Annotated in this window: 19 protein-coding genes and 1 pseudogene; 6 read left to right on the top strand and 14 right to left on the bottom strand. The window is 66.0% G+C overall.

Annotation, left to right across the window (positions count from 1 at the left end; all coding sequences use genetic code 11):
• Positions 1–295: 295 nt before the first annotated feature.
• The 6 genes and pseudogenes from ACIBHX_RS44060 to ACIBHX_RS44085 all read right to left on the bottom strand — a co-directional run.
• Positions 296–1,111, bottom strand: a pseudogene (locus tag ACIBHX_RS44060) (IS256 family transposase); the annotation flags it as partial.
• A gap of 42 nt (positions 1,112–1,153) precedes the next feature.
• Complete coding sequence (locus ACIBHX_RS44065) at positions 1,154–2,254, bottom strand: integrase core domain-containing protein (protein ID WP_397073920.1); 1,101 nt, start codon at positions 2,252–2,254, stop codon at positions 1,154–1,156.
• Positions 2,255–2,511: 257 nt separating this feature from the next.
• Positions 2,512–2,745 carry a hypothetical protein gene (locus ACIBHX_RS44070; RefSeq protein ID WP_397073922.1) on the bottom strand — a complete coding sequence of 78 codons (234 nt, stop codon included), beginning with the start codon at positions 2,743–2,745 and terminating at the stop codon, positions 2,512–2,514.
• A gap of 115 nt (positions 2,746–2,860) precedes the next feature.
• A complete protein-coding gene (locus tag ACIBHX_RS44075; RefSeq protein ID WP_397073924.1) occupies positions 2,861–3,916 on the bottom strand; it encodes an ATP-binding protein in 1,056 nt (351 codons plus the stop codon).
• On the bottom strand, positions 3,916–5,445 hold the full coding sequence (gene kaiC / locus ACIBHX_RS44080; protein WP_397073926.1) for a circadian clock protein KaiC: 1,530 nt from the start codon (positions 5,443–5,445) through the stop codon (positions 3,916–3,918). Before kaiC ends, ACIBHX_RS44075 begins: the two co-directional genes overlap by 1 nt.
• The gene (locus ACIBHX_RS44085; protein WP_397073927.1) at positions 5,442–5,759 is read right to left on the bottom strand and encodes a circadian clock KaiB family protein; all 318 of its coding nucleotides are present in this window, start codon (positions 5,757–5,759) and stop codon (positions 5,442–5,444) included. Before ACIBHX_RS44085 ends, kaiC begins: the two co-directional genes overlap by 4 nt.
• Positions 5,760–6,505: 746 nt before the next feature.
• Here ACIBHX_RS44085 and ACIBHX_RS44090 point away from each other — a divergent pair.
• Positions 6,506–6,718 carry a nitroreductase/quinone reductase family protein gene (locus tag ACIBHX_RS44090; protein ID WP_397073929.1) on the top strand — a complete coding sequence of 71 codons (213 nt, stop codon included), beginning with the start codon at positions 6,506–6,508 and terminating at the stop codon, positions 6,716–6,718.
• Positions 6,719–7,131: 413 nt separating this feature from the next.
• Positions 7,132–7,452, top strand: a complete 321-nt coding sequence (locus tag ACIBHX_RS44095) for an STAS domain-containing protein (RefSeq protein ID WP_397073930.1) — start codon at positions 7,132–7,134, stop codon at positions 7,450–7,452.
• A gap of 253 nt (positions 7,453–7,705) precedes the next feature.
• Here the strand turns inward: ACIBHX_RS44095 and ACIBHX_RS44100 are convergent, their stop codons facing one another.
• The 4 genes from ACIBHX_RS44100 to ACIBHX_RS44115 all read right to left on the bottom strand — a co-directional run bounded on the left by ACIBHX_RS44100 (position 7,706) and on the right by ACIBHX_RS44115 (position 12,436).
• On the bottom strand, positions 7,706–7,924 hold the full coding sequence (locus ACIBHX_RS44100) for a histidine kinase (protein WP_397073932.1): 219 nt from the start codon (positions 7,922–7,924) through the stop codon (positions 7,706–7,708).
• 168 nt (positions 7,925–8,092) lie between these two features.
• On the bottom strand, positions 8,093–8,845 hold the full coding sequence (locus ACIBHX_RS44105; protein ID WP_397073934.1) for a GAF and ANTAR domain-containing protein: 753 nt from the start codon (positions 8,843–8,845) through the stop codon (positions 8,093–8,095).
• Positions 8,842–9,648 carry an ANTAR domain-containing protein gene (locus ACIBHX_RS44110; protein ID WP_397073936.1) on the bottom strand — a complete coding sequence of 269 codons (807 nt, stop codon included), beginning with the start codon at positions 9,646–9,648 and terminating at the stop codon, positions 8,842–8,844. Before ACIBHX_RS44110 ends, ACIBHX_RS44105 begins: the two co-directional genes overlap by 4 nt.
• Positions 9,649–10,249: 601 nt before the next feature.
• Positions 10,250–12,436, bottom strand: coding sequence for an ATP-binding protein (locus ACIBHX_RS44115; protein ID WP_397073937.1), 2,187 nt, complete (start codon positions 12,434–12,436; stop codon positions 10,250–10,252).
• A 335-nt stretch (positions 12,437–12,771) separates the two neighbouring features.
• On the opposite strand from ACIBHX_RS44115, the gene ACIBHX_RS44120 reads away from it, so the two are divergent.
• Together ACIBHX_RS44120 and ACIBHX_RS44125 are read left to right on the top strand one after the other, a co-directional pair.
• A complete protein-coding gene (locus tag ACIBHX_RS44120; RefSeq protein WP_397073939.1) occupies positions 12,772–14,004 on the top strand; it encodes an IS4 family transposase in 1,233 nt (410 codons plus the stop codon).
• A 591-nt stretch (positions 14,005–14,595) separates the two neighbouring features.
• A complete protein-coding gene (locus ACIBHX_RS44125) occupies positions 14,596–15,153 on the top strand; it encodes a hypothetical protein (RefSeq protein ID WP_397073940.1) in 558 nt (185 codons plus the stop codon).
• 393 nt (positions 15,154–15,546) lie between these two features.
• Here ACIBHX_RS44125 and ACIBHX_RS44130 read toward each other — a convergent pair whose 3' ends face one another.
• The 3 genes from ACIBHX_RS44130 to ACIBHX_RS44140 form a co-directional block, all read right to left on the bottom strand.
• Entirely contained in the window at positions 15,547–15,912 is a 366-nt protein-coding gene (locus tag ACIBHX_RS44130) for a UBP-type zinc finger domain-containing protein (RefSeq protein ID WP_397073942.1), read from the bottom strand.
• A gap of 289 nt (positions 15,913–16,201) precedes the next feature.
• Entirely contained in the window at positions 16,202–16,525 is a 324-nt protein-coding gene (locus ACIBHX_RS44135) for an STAS domain-containing protein (RefSeq protein WP_397073944.1), read from the bottom strand.
• A gap of 124 nt (positions 16,526–16,649) precedes the next feature.
• The gene (locus tag ACIBHX_RS44140; RefSeq protein ID WP_397073945.1) at positions 16,650–17,240 is read right to left on the bottom strand and encodes a DUF5994 family protein; all 591 of its coding nucleotides are present in this window, start codon (positions 17,238–17,240) and stop codon (positions 16,650–16,652) included.
• A 3-nt stretch (positions 17,241–17,243) separates the two neighbouring features.
• Between ACIBHX_RS44140 and ACIBHX_RS44145 the strand changes: the two genes are divergently transcribed.
• Positions 17,244–18,209 carry a tyrosine-type recombinase/integrase gene (locus ACIBHX_RS44145; protein ID WP_397073947.1) on the top strand — a complete coding sequence of 322 codons (966 nt, stop codon included), beginning with the start codon at positions 17,244–17,246 and terminating at the stop codon, positions 18,207–18,209.
• Between the two features lie 154 nt (positions 18,210–18,363).
• On the opposite strand, the gene ACIBHX_RS44150 is transcribed toward ACIBHX_RS44145, so the two are convergent.
• Positions 18,364–18,495: a hypothetical protein gene (locus ACIBHX_RS44150; protein ID WP_397073948.1), complete on the bottom strand. Its 132-nt coding sequence runs from the start codon at positions 18,493–18,495 to the stop codon at positions 18,364–18,366.
• A 536-nt stretch (positions 18,496–19,031) separates the two neighbouring features.
• On the opposite strand from ACIBHX_RS44150, the gene ACIBHX_RS44155 reads away from it, so the two are divergent.
• Positions 19,032–19,757: a DUF4389 domain-containing protein gene (locus ACIBHX_RS44155; protein WP_397073949.1), complete on the top strand. Its 726-nt coding sequence runs from the start codon at positions 19,032–19,034 to the stop codon at positions 19,755–19,757.
• The last annotated feature ends 14 nt before the right edge of the window (positions 19,758–19,771 follow it).

A 19,771-nucleotide genomic window follows, 5' to 3' on the forward strand; every position in this document is an offset into this window, starting at 1 on the left:
CATGATTGATCTCTGTGCCTGCCGGGACCAACACCCAGATCCCGCTCAGGGTGGTGCTAGACCTCGCAGATCATGTCGAATTAATCGCGAACTGGAGCCAGAAGAGACCGACAGGTGGCCCTACTTCTCGGATGCCGCCGTCGAAGTCAGCTGATCGCCCCCGCCCATGGATGGCGCCCCGCCGAAGTCAGGCGATCGCCGACCTCGGCTACTTGCCTTCCCGCGCGCGTCCTGACGTGCTGGTCTTGCCGGGTGGGAGTGTCAACTTAACGGCTGATCTTGGTTGTTGAAGTGTTCAGAGGTTGGCAGGGGTGAGGCGGCCTTCGAAGGCGATCTGGAAGGCGTTCAAGGGCGCTTTCCAGCGCATAGTCCATCTCTTGCCGCCCTGCCCGGTGGGATCGAGGCTCATCAGCGCCATGAACACGCACTTCAGGGCGGCGATCTCGTTCGGGAAGTGGCCGCGGGCTCGCACGGCCTTGCGGATGCGGGCGTTGACGCTCTCGATGGCGTTGGTGGAGCAGATCACCTTGCGGATCTCGACGTCGAAGGCCAGGAAGGGCACGAACTCGTTCCAGCTGCTCTCCCATAGGCGCACGATCGCCGGGTACTTCTTCCCCCAGGTCTCGCAGAACTCATAGAACCGCTCCAGCGCCGCGTCTTCGGTCGCGGCGGTGTAGACGGGCTTGAGCGCACGTGCGATCTTGTCCTAGTCCTGCCGGGATGCGTAGCGGAACGAGTTGCGCAGCAGGTGGATCACGCACGTCTGCACGATGGTGCGGGGCCAGACCGTCTCCACCGCCTGCGGCAGGCCCTTGAGCCCGTCACAGACCAGCATGAGCACATCGTCCACGCCACGGTTCTTCAGCTCGGTCAGCACCGCCAGCCAGTGCTTGGCGCCCTCACCGCCGTCACCGGCCCAGATGCCCAGGATGTCGCGGTGACCCTTGACGGTGACGGCCATGACCAGGTAGATAGGCCGGTTGGCGACGTGACCGTCCCTGATCTTGACGTTGATCGCGTCCACGAACAGGACCGGGTACACCCGATCGAGCGGCCGGTTCTGCCATTCGGCCATGCCGTCCATGACCTTGTCGGTGATGGTGGAGATGGTCTACTTGGACACTGCGCCTGCCGAAAACCTTGTCCGTGCAGTTCAAGCGGCATGTGAGTATTCGTGGAGGACACCGCCGAGCCGGTCTCGGCGGCGTACGTTCAGGTCGACGATTCTGGCTGGATCGTTGATCGGATCCGGGACGGCGCGTAGCGGAGCCGCCTGTGCCAGGGCTTGATGGGGTCGGTGCACGTTATAGAAGTGTTCGTACTCTCGCAAGGCATGTCGCAGGTGACGTTCGTTCCAGAGCAGGCAGCGGTCCAGGAGCTCACGGCGGCACGACTGCACCCACCTCTCCATGACCGCGTTCATACGAGGCATACGGACACCGGTGAGCACCGTGTGGATGCCGGTGTCGGCCAGGATCTCCTCGATGAGGGCCGGGAACTTCCCGTCCCGGTCTCGGATCAGATAGCGCGCCCGGCAGCCGGCGTCCTCCAGGTCCATCACGAGATTCTTGATCGCCTGGCCGACCCAGGCCGCGGTCGGGTGGGCGGTGGTGCCCAGTACGCGGACCCGCCTGGTGGCGTGCTCGATGACCGCCAGGATGTACAGGCGCTGCCCGTTGAGGGTGACGGTCTCGATGAAGTCGCAGGCCAGTAGCGCGTCGGCTTGGGAACGCAGGAAGTCGGCCCACGTGGTGGATGCCCGTGCAGGGGACGGGTCTATGCCTTCCTGCTTGAGGATCTCCCAGGCGGTGGAAGGCGCGATCTTGATGCCGAGGGTGGTGAGCTCGCCGTGCACGCGCCTGTACCCCCATGAAGGATTCTCTCGGACCAGGCGCAAAATGAGCATGCGGATGGAGCGCACGGTGGGCGGACGCCCAGGCCGTTTGGGTCGGCAGGCGCGGGCGTGACGCTGCTTCAGCAGATCACGGTGCCAGCGCAGGACGGTATCCGGCCGCACGAGGAGCCGCAGCCGGCGCAGGACCTCGCGAGGTAACGGTGTCAGGAGCGCGGCCAGAAAGGCGCGATCCTCCGGAGCGAACCTCACCCTGGTGTCCGCGCCGAGCTGTCGTTCAAGAACGGTGATCTGGTGGCGGAGGGCAAGGATCTCGATGTCCTTGTCTCGATCTCCCAGCGGCAGCAACCGCAGCACGGCAAAGGCGTTCGTGACGCTCAGGTAGGCCAGGCGAAAGAGCACAAGTGAGCATCCTGCCGCGATCGGCCCTCTTCCAGAGCCCGGAGCGGGCACAAGTCGGGAGGAGTCGGGCAAGCTGGATGACCTGCGCGGATGACATTATCGGCAGGCAAAGAGTTGGAGGAGCGGTTTGTCACCTTGGCGTGCGAGCTCGACCGCGCGGCGTCGGAACTCGGGAGGGTGAGGTGCGGGCATGGAGGACATCCTTCCTGATGATCAAGGGTGACCTCAGGTGAAGCGTCCGGAGAACAGGGGGAAGCTCACAACCAGGTCAGGAGCGCCGTGAGAAAGGCCTGGTCCTCGGCGGCGAAGGCACAGAGCTGCCGTTCAAGGACACTGATCTGGCGCAGGGCGAGAATCTCAACGTCCTTGTCCCGATCACCCATGGGCAGCAATCGCAGCGCGGTGAACGCGTTGGTAACGGCGAGGCCAAACGAAGGAGCACGGCCGATCATCGTGCCGCACGTGCTTCCCCCCTGACGGCCAAAGCTCACGCACACCACGCAAAGCCCCACCTGCTCATGACCTGGGCGGACGTAATTATCGACAGGCGCAGTGGCGGCGGTGGTGAACCGGTCGGTGATGACCCCTAGTCCAGGGGGCGAACGCTCAGAACGGCGGTGCCTGGGGTAGACGCAGGCAAAAGCAAGCGCCTCCTTGTTCGCCCGGTTCGAAGTAGGCGTCGCCACCGTTGGCCCGGGCCAGGCTTTGGACGATCCACAGACCCAGCCCCGAGCCCTTGGTCTCCCGCTGGGTGCGCGATTCACGGCTGAACCGCTCGAACAGGCTCGGCCGGAACGCTTCGGGCACGCCGAGCCCGTTGTCGCACACCCGGATCTCCACGCCGTCGGCCTGCTCTGCCACCCGTACCTCGAACGGCGGGGCTCCGTATCGGAAGGCGTTCTCCAGATAGTTGATCAACATCTCTGACAACTCGCTACGATCCACCAGAGCCCGGACTGAGGGGTCGCACGACACGTACACGTCCTTGGGCCGATCGGCGAACTCGGCCAGCCGTTCGAGGATCACCTCCAGCACCGGCACCGGCTCCACAGAGACCCGCACGGCGTTCGCATCGATCTTCGCCACGGTGAGCAGCTTCATGACTAGTGCCTGGAGATGAGCCGTGCGAACCGCGATGCGGTCGAGGACGTCGGCACGCTCCTCGTCGGAAAAGCTTTCCCTGGGGTCACGCAGCATGTCCACCAGCATGCCGATCCCCGCCAGCGGGTTGCGGACTTCATGGGCGACCACGGCGATCACCATGCTGTGGCGTTCGAGTTCTGCTTCGAGTTGCTGTTCGGCCTCGCGCCGGAGGGTGACGTCGCGCAGCGCGGCGACGTACAGGTGTTCTCCTGCCACCGTCGCGGTGGTGGCGCGCATCTCGACCACTCGCGTCTGGCCGCCGGGCAGCATCAGGTCGATCTCGGTCGATTCGCCGTTGACGACCGGGTAGCCGAACGGGGTGCCGATGAGTTCGTCCGCCGGCCGGCCGAGCAGTTCCTCGGCGGCGGGGTTGCAGATCCGGATCACACCGTCCTCGTCGACCGCGACGATCCCGTCCGCCAGCGCCGCCATGACCATACGTCCGGCGTCGCGCCCGGGATCGGAGGGCCGCATCGGTTCGGTGTTCAGCCTCTCCGCGCTGTCGCGGGGCTCACCCATCAGCTCTCATCCTGGTCCCCGGCCGTTGCGCGGTCTGGGTCGGTCGGCCACTCCGGGTGGCGTGGCAGAACGGCGGCGTCGGGGAGCATGTGGAAGGCTTCGGTATAGGGGTCACCGATGTGCATACCGGCGCCGTCGATGGCGACCTGGCGGATGGTGTGGTCATGTCCCGAGCCGCGCGTCTGCAGGACGGCGATGGCACGCCGGACCACACCCGCCCCTGCGATGTGGCGCAGCAGGATCGTCACGTCGGCGATGCCGGCGATCTCCATGATCGGCGCTGTGAACATCGGCGTTCCCCCGCCGGTCGGTGCGGAGGTGAACAGGGTCGTGATCTCGTGCTGCCGCACGACCCCGCCCAGTGCGATGACGAAATCCACCAGTGTCCGCGGCGTCGTTCTCCGCTCAAGGGCGGAGAGACCGTCGATGATGAGCCGAGCGGGCGCAAAGTCCGCGGTGTCTCTCCTGATACGCAGGAAATGATCCTCCACTGAGGCCGCTTCCGGGTACGTGGCGGTTACTCGGAGCAGTCCCGACGCCTCCATGACGTCCAAGTCCAGACCCCAGCCAGCGGCGTTACGGCCGAGTTGCCCGCGAGTCTCGTCGAAGGCATAGAAAAGGCAGCGTTCGCCCGCCCGGAACGCGGCATCGGCGAACTGCAGAGCCGCCAGGGTCTTTCCGCCACCGTACGACCCGATGAGCAGGACGATCGCGTCACGGAACACACCGCCGCCCACCATGGCGTCCAGCTCGATGTTACCGGTGGAGACCCTCTCCTGCGATGCTCGGTCACGTGGCGCGAGGAACGCGATCGGGATGATGACCAACCCATCTTTCGGGTCGATGGTGAACAACCACTCCCCGGTGCGGTGAGTGGTGCCGCGGAACTTGACAATCTCGATCGTCCGGTGTCGTCTTTCGTTCTGCATGACGTTCCGCATGATCATGACGTTATCGAATACGAACTCCTCGACGCCTTGCCGGGTAATGTGGTTGTATTCTGCGTCGCGTTCGGTGGTCAGGACCGAGGTGACCTCGAGCGATTCCAAAACCTGGGCGAGCCGATACAACTCGCGGCGAATGAGTTCCCGATCACCGAAACGCATGAAGACCGCGCCGAGCGAATCCAAGGAGACCCGTTTGGCGCCGATCTGACGCACCGCGCGATCGACGCGGGCCATCAGTGCGCCCAGGTCGTACGTCCCCACGGTGGGCGTCTGATCACCGGCCTCCGGCGAGGCGTCGACGAACATCCACTTTCCCTCGGCCTCCCAGCGTGCGATGTCGAAGCCCAGGGCGCCGACGTTGCGGCGGAGATTCTCGGGTGTCTCGTCGAAGGCGACGAACACGCCGGGGTCGCCGAAACCAGCGATGCCCCGGGCGAGGAACTCCAGGCAGAACAGTGTCTTCCCGGTGCCGGTCGTGCCGGCCACGAGCGTGGACCGGCCGGTAGGAAGCCCCCCGATGGCGATGTCGTCGAAGCCGCTGATACCGGTCGGTGTCCGCCCGACCGTGGCACTGCCCGTCATTGCGCCTGCCCTTCTGGGGACGATCTGCCCACCTCGGGAAGGCCGAGCAAAGCTGCAGCCCGAGCCTGATCGGACAAATCTCCGATAACCCGGAAGCTTGGGAGCGGCTTGGTCCTGATCACGATTGGGATGGCCAGAATCCGCTCCTCCTCTGCTAGATCCGGTTGTTCGGCAGCATCGATGACCTCGATCTCATGGCAGCCGGGAAGATAGGTGTCACACAGGGCCCGCAGATTCGCCACCGCGGCCAGCGACCGCGGTGTCTGCCCTGCCACGTACAACCTGAACGAGTAGGTCACCACCGGCGTCAACACCGCCGTACCGTCAGGAACTCGTGTTCCGACCCGGCCGGATTCCCTTTCATGACGTCCCCCCTCGCCACGCCGACCCGTGGCGGCCGACACGCTCATCACGGCCCTGGCCGCTTGCGCCCGGTGCCTATCGGCCGGTCACCCCCCACCGACGCCGGTCGGCCCCCCTTCAACCCCGGTATACCCCCCGCTGACCGCCCGCTATCTGCCCGTCGATGTCGAGTGGCGGCTGTCCGAAGCCCTGCAAGAGCAGCCGGCGAAGGTACCGGCCATCGTCGCCCACCCCGGGACCACTAAGGAAGATCAATAGAGCAGCCGCAACGCCATAACGCTACAGATCCACTCAATCACGCTATGACAGTTCGGACATCAACTCGCGAACCGTCCAAACAGCAGAGCCTCACGCGAGACGATCTACACCACCTCGCGGGACGTGACCTGGAATGAGAACTCGACTGACTAGGAATGTGGTTTGGTCGGCTGTAGCGTTGCACGTAGGGCCGTGCGCTCTCACGTGCAACGGCTTGGAAGGGACGACCCCGGTGTGAATACATCGGGGTCGTTTTCGCACCCAGTGAGCCCGCACGGGAACACGCGCTGACCCACGAGGCCGAGCAGATCTCTGCCCTGCCCGCACCATCATCGTCTCCGCCTCCCGACCTCACCAGCGCCAAGCACTCTCAGAGCACGATTCGCGAGTTGGCGTCCTATTTATCGTTGTTTGGCGGTCGGCGGCTCTCGCGAAGTGAGTGCATCGCCAGGTCCTCGTTCTCACTACCAGAGGCCGCAAGACGGGCCTGGAGCGCGCCGTACCGCTGCAGTTCTTCTCGGACGGCGACGACATGATCGCCGCTGTCGCGAACAGCGGGCTGTCTTCGCCTCCAGGCTGGTACTTCAACCTCACCGCAACCCCCGACGCGCGCGTGGCGGTGCGCGGCCGGACGCTGCTGGTGCACGCATAGGAGCTGACATCCGGTGAGTCGGCCGCCTTCTGGCCGCGGGTGCTGTGCATCGCCCCTGACTACGCCAGATTCCCCAAGCGCACCGACCGTGCCACCCCCCTCGTTCGCCTGACACCTTCGCACCGTTGACCCCGTGAAGGTCGCGCCGCGGTGAAGATGCCGGCGGCTATCGCATCGTTCCTTCGGCGAGCCATGCCCCGGGCGTTAGACTACGGAACGCGTCGGAATCTTCACCAAAGGTGCCGATGTGAAGCATCCGGTGTTTAATGCATTTCGCGATCCTCCGTGACGCCTAGACCCAGCGGCACGTCGGTCTCGGTCGGCTACGAGTACTCAGAGCCTCGCGTGAGGCTCGGGCGCTTCCCTGTACCCGGCAGAGCATCTTGACGCGGTGAGGGGCAGGGATTCGGATCATGGACGCACTGCGACTGTCGACCATGCGTTGTGACGGCACGGTGACGGTGACCGTAGCGGGGGAACTCGACATCGCCACGACCGGCCAGCTGCGTGCGCACGTCGCGCATGCTCTCACCGAAGGCCGCTGGTCGCGGCTCGTCCTCGACGTCGGTGGCGTGTCATTCATTGGCGCTGCCGGCCTGGGCCTCCTGATCGCGCTTCAGCGCCTTGCCCACGGGCAGCACACGGCGCTGTACCTTGCCGGAGTCACCCCCAGCCTGCTTCAGCTCTTGAGGGTGACTCAGCTGGAGGGACACTTCAGACGTGCTGGGCCCTGAGCACGTTAGCCAGCGCTTGTCGCGATCGCCTGTCGTGCGACCTGCTCGGTATCCTCACTGGTCAAGTACGGTCAGCAGCGCTTCGTGACAGACCGGGGCGTAGATCCTGAACGGCTCGGAGCGGACCCGGTCGTGCAGCAGCGTCGCAGCGGACCGGGGACGCGGCGGTGAAGGAGCCCCAGAGGCGCGGCTCGCCATGAGATCAGCCGACCCGGCAAGGGCGCATCGATGCCACCGCTACCGGTGTCGGGCCTCAGGCAGGCGGGCGCAAGTCGTAGATGGTGGTGCGGAGGTCCTTGATGGCCTGGTGGAGCCCACTGATCGCGAGGCTGATCTTCTCGGCCGCCTGGTGGTCTCCGAGCAGGGTCAAGGCGGCGTGCAGGTCCAGACTGAGGGCGAACATCCGGTGGATCAGCCCGTCATTGAGGTCAGCGGCGATCCGGTCGTGGTCTTCGGCCAGGTTCGAGGCCAAGCCGCCTCCGGTCCCTGACTCAGGCGGTCAAGACAGGAAGGTCGGGTGCCGTCCTGCGTGCCCATGGTTTCCTGCTCGGCCTACCGGTCCGCCGATGTGGTGTGTGTTCGACGTGGTCCGAAGGCCGGCCGAGGGGGGTGTAGCGGCCCGCGGCCGACGCGACTCGAGTCAGCCCGTGGCACCGGGTTGGGTTCGAGCCGACGCCGGCACGGTGATCTGGAGTCCGTTCTCGACGACCGCGTGCGCGATCTCGGTGATCTTGCTGTTGGTGCGTCGGGCATGGCCGCGAAGGATCGTGAAGGCCTGGTCGACGGTTACTCCCATCTGCTGAGCCAGAGCGCCCTTGGCCTGTTCAATGATGATCCGGCTGTTCAGCGCGCCCTGGAGCTGGTCGGTGATCTCCTCACCCTTTCGCACAACGCGTTCGTGCAGGATGCCGATGGTGGCAACGTCGGCCAGGGCCTGGCAGAGCTCGACGTCTTCGGAATCCAGAGGTCCGGGTTCGGCGCTGAACAGATTCACCGCGCCGATGACCTCGTCACGCAACCGCATCGGCAGCGCGTGCACCGCCCTGTAGCCGGTGGCCACGGCGGCCGGGGCGAACAGCGGCCACCTGCCCTCGGTCTGGGTGAGGTCCTCACAGTGCACGCTGTCCCCGGATCGGTAGCTGTCCAGGCAGGGCCCCTGGGAGTTCTGCAGCTGGAACAGCTCCAGCAGCCGGGTCTGTTCGCTGGAGGCGGCCAGCAGGTTCAAGGTGCCGTGATGGTCGGCGACCAGGACTCCGCACGCGGTCACCGCGAGCAACTCGACGACCCGCTGGGTGAGGAAGTCGAGGAAGTCAATGACGTCGTAGTCGGTGATCAGCGTATCGGCCAGCTCCACGAATGTCTGCCGAGCGAGCTTGTTCTGCGAGGTGTTCATTCCGCTTCCTCCTTTCCTGTCACGTCGGTCTCGGACGGGCGACCATCTCGGGGCTGAGCGCCGTCGACGTCCTCGATACCCTCCCCGGTGTCGGGGTCGAACCGCAATCGTCGGGCCACGACCGCGGCCGACACCTCTATAAGTCGTCTATCTTGAGCGTAGGCGTAGGCCCGCAGCCGAGCCAGTGCATCGGCCACCTTGACGCGCAACTGGACGCTCACCATGCCGGCCGCCTGGTGGACACCCGCACGCCGCTCCGTGAACTCCTCGTCGAGAAACCTGCCCAAGCTGGGACTGATACCGCCGCGATGATCGAGCATCAACACCAGCAGAGCGTCGGCGTAGGCCAGGACGTCCAGCAACTGCCCATGCGACAGCAGACCAGGCCCATCGCGGTACAGATCCAGCGCCCCGAACTGGGCCGCACCCGCGCCGATGGGAATCGAGAACACCCCACGTACCCCCAAAGCGACAGCGGCCGGGGCGAACACCGGCCATCGCCGCTTACTACCGGCCGACGCCAGGTCGGCGGCCAGCACCGTTTCGTTCCTGGTCATGGCGTCCATGCACGGTCCTTCACCCAGGGTGAACTGCAGGTCGCCCAGCTCGCCGCTGCGCGCGTCGGTGGCGAACACCGGCTCTCTGAGCGTGCTGCCACGGCTCATCGACAAGCCCGCCCCAGCCGCACCCACGTCCCCCGCGCACGCGATACATGCGTGCGCGACCGACACCGGACGGCCGTCAGCCCGAGCGCAATCACCGATCCGCGACCACACCCGCGCCATCCGGGCCTCACCCGCCACGCTGGCCTGCCTTCGATGAGCGATCCATCACGACTCGCCTCCGCCCCTTCGGCCCCCGAGCCCTCCCAGTCAAGTAGACCAGAACCCGCAGGCTAGGGCCCGGCCCGCGTTCGTCTGACTATCGTCCATTTGAGTGCCATCTCGCCACCACACCGCCATCGGGCACCTCTGACCGGGGCCCCGCCCAGCTGAGCACGACAGTCCCTGGCGTTGATTCGGGGTCTGTAGGGTTGCTGGACACTGTGCCTGCCGAAAATTGCATCCATGCAGTTCAAGCGGCATGTGAGTACTCGTGGAGGACTCCTCCGAGTCGATCGCGTCGGCGTATGTTCAGGTCGGCGATTGGCTCTGGATCGGTGATCGGATCCGGGACAGTACGCAGCGGGGCCGCTAGCCGCACGATGAGCACGCGGATGGACCGCACGGTGGCCGGCGCCCAGGCCGCTTGAGCCGACAGGCGCGGGCATACGCTGCTTCACCAGATCGCGATGCCAGCGTAGGACGGTGTCCGGATCCACGAGGAGCCGCAGCCGGCGCCTTGGGATCAATTCGGCAAGCCGGATGACCTGCACGGATGACATTTTCGGCAGGGACACTGCTATCAGTGCTTGGCTACCCAAACGGCGATCTGAGAACGAGAACTGAAGCCGAGTTTGGTAAGAATGTGTTCGACGTGCCCCTCTGCTGTGCGCTGGGCGATCACTAGCCTGGATGCAATCTCCTTGTTGCTCAGCCCTAGGCCGATCAGTTCGGCAACCTCTCGCTCCCGCGCAGTGAGCACCGGCTTGTCCTCATCTGCGGCCGCAACCGCCGGATAGGGCGCCTTCTCACCCAGCGCATAGCTGATGACATCGTCCATCTGGAGCTTTTCTCCCTCAGCAAAGAGCTTCGGGTAGGCATCACCCAGTTCGCGCCGTACCTGCTCTTCAAGTGGGTCATGGAACCGCTGGAAGGCCCCGAATCCGAGGAGGGTGGACCCGACTCTACTCCAGATCACGTGTGCGGCACCGAACAGACGGGCGGCGCGCTTCAAGTCTTTCGTGGTCACAGCGGCCCAGGCCAGCACCTCAACACAGTAAGCCTCGCCGACCATGTCGTCGATGAGAACCTTGAGTCGCAGGGAAGCACGAATACGCGCGACACCCCGCTCTGAGTCACCGCGCCACCACTCTCCGAATCCGGCTGTCCATAGAGCCCACGACGTGGAGAAATCCGCACTGTAAGCCTCACAGAGAGTGAGACACTCTTCTTCGAAAGCCGCGGCTCGGGGATCACCTGTAAGCGTGGAAGCCATCGACAGATGTCTCAACGCGAGGTAGATGCCGAAGAGATCGCCGATATTTCGATGCCTGGCGAGCGCTTCCTCCAACAAGGGAAGGGCGCTTGAGAAGTCCCCCGAATACATCTTGGCCGAACCAGTCCACAGGTTGGCGTAGGCGCGCGCCAGGGGATCGTTCAGCTGTTCACCCAATGTGCGGCATTCCTGCAGCATTGACAGAGCGGCCTCGATATCACCCAGCACGATCAGCAGATAGGCATGCCCCCACAGGGCTTTGGCCCGGGCTCTCGTCGGCTCGGGGTTAAGCGCGAGCGCCCGTTTCAGCCATCTGCATCCTTCACGCAGAGCACCAGTGATCATCCAGAGAATATGCAGTGTAGCCGCAACCTCAAGCCCGGCATGTTCCTCGCCGGGCTCGGTAAGGCTGTATTCGAGCGCCACACGCAGGTTGGACCGTTCCGTATATAGCCGAAGGGTCCATTCCACCTGGTCTGGGCCGAACCAATCGACCTCACCACCCTGGACGAGACGCCGGTAGTAGTCCCAATGTCGCGCCCGCATCTCCGCCTGTTCCCCCGATGAGGCCAGCGAGTCAGCACCGAACTCTCGGACCGTTTCCAACAGACGGTATCTGGCGCGGGATCCATGGTCCTGGCGGAATATTATAGACTTGTCCACCAGTGCGGCTACCAGATCCAATACCTCCTCCATGGCGATCCCGCCACCGGAGCATACGTGTTCGATCGCCTCCAGATCACACGTACCGGAGAACACAGACATCCGCGCCCATAAAGTCTTCTCGTGGGCGCTACACAGGTCGTAACTCCAGGCGATCGCCGCCCGCAAGGTCTGATGGCGCGGCAATGCCGTGCCATCCCCCTTTGCCAACAGCCGGAACCGCTGATCAAGGCGCTCAAGGATTTCTTGTACCGGCAACGCCCGCACCTGCACCGCCGCCAGCTCGATCCCCAGTGGGATACCGTCCAGCCGTCGACAAATCCCCGCCACCGTCTCACTGTTCTGCTCGGTCAGAGTGAAATCCGGTGAAATCGCTGTCGCACGCTCCACGAACAGCTGCACCGCCTCCGACGATGACACCATCGCTGGCGCGTCCAACTCAGGTAGCAACAACGGCGGCACTGTGAAGAGCGATTCGCCCTCGATCCCCAGCGGCTGACGACCGGTCGCCAGGATCTGCAATTGTGGTGCTGCCTCAAGCAATCTTTTCGCCAGGATCGCACAGCTGTTCACCATGTGCTCACAGTTGTCAAGAATGATCAACAGCCGCTTGTCGGCCAAATATTCCGAGAGTTGGATCAAGGGTGAATGAACCGCCTTCTCTCCCAGCCCGAGCGCGGACATGACCGTCGAATCAAGAAGCTCCTGATCTTGCAGTGAAGCTAGATCCACGAGCCAGGCTCCGCCTGGGAACGCCCGCGACACGTCTTCGGCCAGGCGCAGGGCTAGCCGCGTCTTCCCCACTCCACCGACACCCGTCAACGTGAGCAAGCGAGAACTCGAGAGCAGCGACTTCGCCTGCGACAACTCTCCCCTGCGGCCTACAAAACTCGACATATCAGCCAACGCATTATGTACGCGTCGGCCCCGATTTCCTTTGCGCATATCAAAGTCCAAATCACCGCAATGGTTCCACAGAATAGCGGGATGGATCCATAGAGCACATACGCGCCATGGATGCCCCTGTTAGATCTTCTTTTACGGTGATCCCTTTTCATCCTCGGTTGAGGGTGTGCTGATCACAGCATGATCGCGAGTCCGGCGTTCGTCCCCTGAAGCAGAGGCCGATGCCGTTTAGATAGCGATCTTGCTGGTAGCTTCGCCCGGTGATCTTGTCGGGTGGCGCAGGCGGTTCGGGGCGGTTGACGGATCTGGTGCCGGTTGGCGCGCTGACGTCACTGACACCTCGCCAGGTCCTGGACGCGGCCATCGCCACGCACGGATGCCGGGAGCGTCGCGTACGCAAGCTGCCCGCTCATGTGGTCGTTTACCTGCTGATCGCGCTGTGCCTCTACCCCGACGACGACTACGAGGAGGTCGCCGAGAAACTGACGGGCATGCTGGCCCTGGTGCCCGGATCGCACTGGCAGGCGCCGACCCGCGGGGCGATCATCCAAGCCCGGCAGCGCCTGGGGACGGAGGTGGTCAAGGAGGTGTTCCGGCAAGTCACGCCGCCCGCGGCGACCGAGTCGACGCCGGGAGCGTGGCTGGGCCGCCGGCGGGTGATGGCGATCGACGGGTTCGTCGTGGACCTGCCCGACACCGAGGCCAACGTCGCCGAGTTCGGCCGCGACAGCGCGGGCGGGAACGAGACCGCCTTCCCCCAGGCCCGGGTGGTGGTCATCAGCGAGTGCGCGAGCCACGCCACGGTGGCCGCTGACGTGGCGGGCTGCTGGGCAGGCGAGCAGACCCTCGCCTTCTCCCTGTATGAGCAGTTGACCGAGGAGATGCTGCTCACCGCCGACCGCGGCTTCTACAGCTTCCCCGCCTGGAACCAGGCCCGGCGCAGCGGCGCGCACCTGCTCTGGCGCGTCCAGGCGGGTCTGCGCCCGTACTGGCTGCGTGACCTGGCCGACGGGTCCTGGCTCGCGGTCATCACCAAGCCCAGCGGCCTGCACCGCTCGCAGAAGGATCGGCTGCGCGAGGCCGCCCGCCAGGGCCGAGACCTCGATCCCGACGACGCGGTGCTCGTGCGGGTGGTCGACTACACGGTGCCTAACCGCAAGGGCGAGCACAACCGGCTGATCACCAGCATCCTCGACCCGGCCGAGGCCACCGCCGAGGAGCTGTCCGGTTGCTACCATGATCGCTGGGAGGCCGAGACCGGCATCGATCAGCTGAAGACGCACCTGCGCGGGCCGGGCCGGATCCTGCGCTCGCGCACTCCCGAGCTCGCCTACCAGGAAATCTGGGCCTACCTGTTGACCCACTGGGCGTTATGCACACTTATCTGCACCGCCGCCACCGCGGCCGGGATCGACCCCGACCGGATCAAATTCCTGGGCACCGTCCGCATCGTGCGCCGCTCGGTCACCGACCGAGCGGCCTTTTACCCCTGAGCCACCCGCCGCCTCCTGGATCCGGCTGCCGACCGTGCCCCGCTGCCGGGTTGTGGCGGGCGGCAGGGGCGCTGCCATACGCGTCGGGCAGAGCGGGGCATGGTGCCCGCTGAGCGGACAAGCGTTTAATCGGGTAGCAAGCGCGGTCCTGGCGAGCACTCTCCTTTTCCGATCTCATCCTCGATCTGCACGGAGTGATCCCGAGAAGAGGGCGGCCGACTGATCGTGGAACGCCGGTGGTGGTTCCGCGATCAGGTGATGCTCTGGTTGTCGTACCCGGCAACCTGGGGTTTCGACGACGACGATGTGCCGTTCCACCAGCAGGTTTTGGCATTCACTACATAAACGAAGATCATTGAGTTCGTTGGATCGAGCTAGCGCAACGCGCCGACAATGTCTTGATCATCGCCGTGTTTTCGAGCGGGACACGGTCCCGGAGGCGGCTTGACAAGACATAGAAGCGTCACGCGATGGCCGTCCTCATTTCCCGACGCCATGCCATCTAGCTGGGGAAACTCGTACACCACGTCCGTGGACGCAACCTCGCCCGCCGCCGTGCGCATGCCTGGAGGGCGGCGTAGCGTATCCGTTGTGACACACCAAGACGCGCCGACCGACCCGCCGCATGACGCGGTGGCTCCGGTGACCGCGCTTGTCGACGCGTGTCGGCACTTCGCCACCCACGTGCGGCTGCTGGCCGACCAGCTCGGTGCGGCGGAGCTGAGCGACGACGACGTCGAGCTGGTCCACAATGCCGTCCATCGGGTTTTCACCGCGGCGGGGCTGGCGGCCGCGCTCGCCACCGGGCTGCAACGGCACACCGGTGAGCAGGACTGCCCGCACTACAACGTGCTCACCGACGCCGAGTGGGCTCCACTGGCCGAGGGCGGCCAGCACGAGCGCAAGGCCGTCTACGGGTGCGAGCTGCAGCCCGGCCACGCGGGCGCCCACGCGGCGCACGTCCAGCTGCTGCCCGGGCCGGACCGATTCATCTGGATCCGCTGGGACATCCGCGCCCGCGAACTCGTCACGCTGCCGCCGTGCCCGGCCGAACGCGCCGACCCCGATCCGGACCCGCGCTCCCCCTACGGAGACGAGCAGGCTCCGTGCCTGCTGTTCGACGGGCACGTCGGACCTCACCGCTATTAACCCAGATCGAGCCGATGCGCGAAGGGGCCACAGCTCCGGTTTCCAATCTCGGTCGGTAGCTGCGTCTAGAGGCTCGGGCCTGGGAAACTTGTAGATCAGGGCACGCTTGTGGAAACCGTCTGCCGGATCATCGCCTTGGAGGCCTGAACCGCCCCGGCTTTGATGGAGACCTCAACGGTTGATTGCGGTCACGACATCGAAGGCTCCGGCCAGCAGACAAGCGCGATTCCCTGCCCCCACGCCAGGAAAATCGCGATACCGAGCGCGAAGAAGGACAGCACCATGATCATCCGGAGTATGCTCGCCTGCGCCAGGGAAAGGTGATGCGCCGTCGTAGTCCGGCGGGCGTTTCACCGGTCGTTCAGAAACAGTCATGAGTCTCTTTCGTCCCGCTCACACAGTCCGTCCGTGTACGTAGCACCATCGCCAGGACGATCCCGCCTCCAGCGCCGCGAACACCGGGTGGTCTGTCTCCTGGTAGTGCGCCCGAGCGTGGCTGCCGGTCGAATCGTCGGAACAGGCCACCCACCCGCAGGTCAGGCACACCAGCAGGCGCGTCCAGATCCAGCCGAGGATCAGACATTCCTTGCATTCGGGTAGCCCGCGCTCCACAGCCGGGAGCAGGTCGAGGTGGTCGCAGCGCGGCGCCTGACCATTCAGACCGGCGCGCACGGTCACGTTCATGCCTTCTGTGTTCAGGGTCATCACGACCCCCTTTATGGCGACAGCGACGCCCACATGCGCCACCTGATCACTCATCAGTCAACCTGACCCGCGAGGCCGCGGAAACAGCCAATCCCAGCAAGCCCCATCACCAGCAGCGATAGCAGGCCCCACTGTTGTGGTTCGGCGCGCCAGCAGCAGGTCAGCGAGGGGGCGACCACGCCAGCCGGATGCCAGCGCCCAGCGCGATGAACGGCGCGACCACGATGGCGGCGGTCAGCGTCCCGTGGGCGAGGCCGGCCTGTGCGCGCGTGGCAGGATGGGGGAACGGCGAGTTGCCGTCATAGCCCGCCTCGGCGAGGTCGTGGCGTGATCGGCATGCCGGTCAAACCACGACGAGGAAGCGTCGGTCCAGGCCGGTGATGTGCAGCAGCCGGGCCACGCGCGGCGGAACGCCGGTCAGCGCCAGCGTGATGCCCCGTGCCCGGGCACGGTTTTGCGCGCCGATCAGCACAGCCAACCCGCCGTCGCCGCAGAAGGTGACCTGGGACAGGTTCAGGATGAGCAGGTTGGTGCTGTAGTCGAGAGTATTGAGCAGCCGCTGACGCAGCTGGGCGGTGCTGAAGATGTCGATGTCCCCCGACAGGTGTACGAGGGTCGGTGCTGAGGCGGTTGCCCCGCCGAGCGGGGCGGTGTCGATGACGGTCATGGAAGGTCTCCCGTTCGGAGAAGGGAAAGATGGATGAGTCTCCTGCCGACCGGAGATCGGACCGCCGCCAGAACGGGCGGTACCTGAACCGCTCGATCCAGCCGGCAGGGGTACGTGGGTGGCCTCACGCCGGTACTGGCGGTCGATCACCTGCGCCGGTCGCTTCCTGCGCGATGACCGATCCGCCCTCGTTCTCCCCGCGGGCCGGGCTGCCGGCGGTCCCTGCGCGGAGCGCGGGATCGGGTGGCAGGCTCGCCAGGGTGAGCATGTCGTCGACCGCCATGCCGGCGATGTTCTGAGCGGTGAGCTTGAGCGTGGCCTTGGCCGCGCCGGCGGCGGTGCCCGGCGGGATGACCAGCAAGACCACCGGCTCGCCGGCGGCGAAGATGAGAGTGATCACGCGCGGGTCGGTGTGGCGGAACCAGCCGATGCGGACCTGGCGCCCGCGTGCCGGGATGCGGCGCGGGATGTTCTGCCACGTATCGCGATGAACGCCGATGCGGAGCGTGGCTCGATCAAGCAGCCGGTCGACGGCGGCGATGAGGTCAGGCAGCTCGGCGGTCGCGTCGCGGGAGTAGGGCCACCAGGCCCCGTCCACCACCGCTCGCCGATTCGGCACCGGGTGGAGACTGAGCCGTAGCGCGGAATCGACCCGGGGGATCGCGGAGGAGGCGGCGCTGAGCGGCGCGGGTTGAGAAAGAAGTGTCGGCGCCATGCTTTGCCTGACCTGTCCGGGCCCTGCGAAGAGGGCCGGTGGTGGTTCGCCGGGGGTGACGCAGACCTGAATGCCAACGCTCGAACCGCCGCGCTCAAGCACGCCGCGCTGGCCGACTCCACCAAGACCAAGTACGCTTCCCGGCTGCGCGGCTACCTGGCCTGGCTGGCCGACCAGACAGACACCGGCGCCCTGCACGGCGACCCGCTCACCGACCCGATCGCGGCCACCGGCGCGGTACGCGACTTCCGCCGCCACCTCAAGAACGGCCGCCGCGCCCCCAACACCATCGACAGCTACCTGTCGGCCATCGACGACTTCTACGCCCGCCGCAGCCTCGGCAAGCCCCAAGCCCGCCGCGAACGTGACACCCGCCGCACCGCCCCCCGCGCCCTGGATGCCCGGCGCGCCCGGCGCTACCTCCGCCACGTCCAGCTCACAGCATCCCCGCGTGACAAGGCACTCGCCCTGCTGCCCTACTTCGCCGGCCTGCGCATCTCCGAAGTCGTCGGCCTCGATGTGGCTGACGTGCGCCTGTCGGCCCGCAAGGGCGAACTGCGCATCCGCGGCAAAGGGCGCGACGACGGCAAGATCCGTCTGCTGCCCGTCCACCCCGACCTGTGCCAGGCCCTGACCGACTGGCTGGCAACCCGCGCTGACTGGAAGGGGGCCGACACCCATGGCGCGGTGTTCCTCAACCACCGCGGCGGCCGCCTGAGCGACCGCGCCGCCCGCGACATCATCACCGGCCTGGGTGACGCCGTCGGCCTGGGTGACGACCCGACCGAGCCCTTCAGCCCGCACGTCCTACGCCACACCTTCGCCACCCAGCTCATCCGCAACGGCAAGGACCCCATCGTGGCAGCCGAACTCCTCGGCCACGGCTCGCTGGACACCACCCGCCGCTACGCCCTGCCCAGCGAAGCCGACAAGCAAGCAGCCCTGGACGCCCTCATCACCGACCACTAGACAACACCCCCGCGAGTCATGCTTGTCAGCGACACCCACCTGCACCCGGAGGTGCTGCCGTACGCGGTGCGCGACAGCCTCTCCTACCGCTGTGTCGGCTGCTCGGACAGGCGCGTTCGTCGGTGCCGGTGTACGCCAGCGGCGGCTTCACCACCTACTCCGACCTGGAGCTACAGGAGTGGGTCAGCAGGAAGTCGGGGACGGTGTGCGGGTCGCTCAGCAGCGCGGGCAGCAGGCTCAGCCAGCTCGCGCGAGCGCGGGCGAGCCGCAGCCAGGGGGCGTGCACAGCGGGATCGGCTTCAGCAGGACGCGCACCCTGGTCACCAGCTCGGCCATCGGCGAGCGGGCGAACCGGACGCGGGCCACGGCGACGGCGCCACACCTGACTGGAATCCTTGCGTGGGCGGATTCCGGGACGGCGTGGGTCACTTCTACCAAACCCTGCCGACTGGCCTGCGGGTGCGGCACACCTGGACACGCACGGGCGATGACACGGCCCGCTTCGAGCAGGCCTTCTGCACCGACGGGCAGACCTGGGATGCCAAGCCGGCTGACCATTTCGCCGATCCACTGAGCTCGGGGTTTCGGGTCAGGGTTCGGCGGTCTCGATCCAGCCTCGATAGGACCCGCCCCAGCGCCTGTGGGTTGGAGTCGCAGACTTCCGGCCTTTGGGGCGTCAGGCGGTGCCGACGCGAGAGAAGCGGCTGCCCGTGTTGCGCCTCACCTGCTGTAATCGGCGCTGGTGATAACGGTTGGTTGGATTGGATGTTTCCGTCATTCCGTCGACTGGGTTGGCTGGAGGCAACGCGAGAGGAAGCGGCCATGAGCACCACGCCCGGAGACAGGCCATATCCGATCCACGTGGACGGGCGGCTGGAGGGCCCCCTGTCCCGCTGGCTGTGGGTGGTGAAATGGCTGCTGATCGTCCCGCATGTGCTGGTCCTGATCGCTCTGTGGACGGTGTTCTGGCTGCTCAGCCTGGTCGCGCTGGTCGCGATCCTGATCACCGGGCACTATCCACGAGCGATCTTCGACTTCAACGTCGGCGTGCTCCGGTGGAGCTGGCGGGTGGGTTTCTACGCCTACAACGCGCTCGGCACCGACCGCTACCCGCCGTTCACGCTGGCGGCGGTCCCCGGCTACCCGGCCGCGCTGGACGTCGAATACCCGGAGCGGTTGCACCGCGGCCTCGTCCTGGTGAAGTGGCTGCTGGCCATCCCGCACCTGCTGATCCTCGGGATCCTGTTCGGCGGCGGGGGCTGGCTGAGCTGGAAGGTCGGCGGCGAGGCCTGGTCCTGGGGCGGCGGCGGCCTGGTCGGGCTGCTCGTCCTGATCGCGGGAGTACTGCTCGCGGTCACCGGCGCGTACCCCCCGCCGCTGTTCGACGCCATCATCGGCCTGAACCGCTGGGGGCTCAGGGTCGCCGCCTACGTCGCCCTGATGACCGACAGCTACCCGCCCTTCAGCATCGATCTCGGCGGCGCCGACCCCGGCACCCCCGTCATCAGCGGGGAACCGGTCGTGCCCTCTGACGCCGGCGCGACCTGATCAACACTCGTGCG

The organism is Nonomuraea sp. NPDC050536 (genome assembly GCF_044457685.1).
Taxonomy (GTDB): domain Bacteria; phylum Actinomycetota; class Actinomycetes; order Streptosporangiales; family Streptosporangiaceae; genus Nonomuraea.

Bases quoted from the DNA above. Each gene is read 5' to 3' on its own strand.
- ACIBHX_RS44075 (WP_397073924.1), bottom strand. From the start codon at position 3,916: ATGGGTGAGCCCCGCGACAGCGCGGAGAGGCTGAACACCGAACCGATG.
- kaiC (WP_397073926.1), bottom strand. From the start codon at position 5,445: ATGACGGGCAGTGCCACGGTCGGGCGGACACCGACCGGTATCAGCGGC.
- ACIBHX_RS44095 (WP_397073930.1), top strand. From the start codon at position 7,132: ATGGACGCACTGCGACTGTCGACCATGCGTTGTGACGGCACGGTGACG.
- ACIBHX_RS44105 (WP_397073934.1), bottom strand. From the start codon at position 8,845: ATGAACACCTCGCAGAACAAGCTCGCTCGGCAGACATTCGTGGAGCTG.
- ACIBHX_RS44130 (WP_397073942.1), bottom strand. From the start codon at position 15,912: ATGAGTGATCAGGTGGCGCATGTGGGCGTCGCTGTCGCCATAAAGGGG.
- ACIBHX_RS44135 (WP_397073944.1), bottom strand. From the start codon at position 16,525: ATGACCGTCATCGACACCGCCCCGCTCGGCGGGGCAACCGCCTCAGCA.
- ACIBHX_RS44140 (WP_397073945.1), bottom strand. From the start codon at position 17,240: ATGGCGCCGACACTTCTTTCTCAACCCGCGCCGCTCAGCGCCGCCTCC.
- ACIBHX_RS44155 (WP_397073949.1), top strand. From the start codon at position 19,032: ATGAGCACCACGCCCGGAGACAGGCCATATCCGATCCACGTGGACGGG.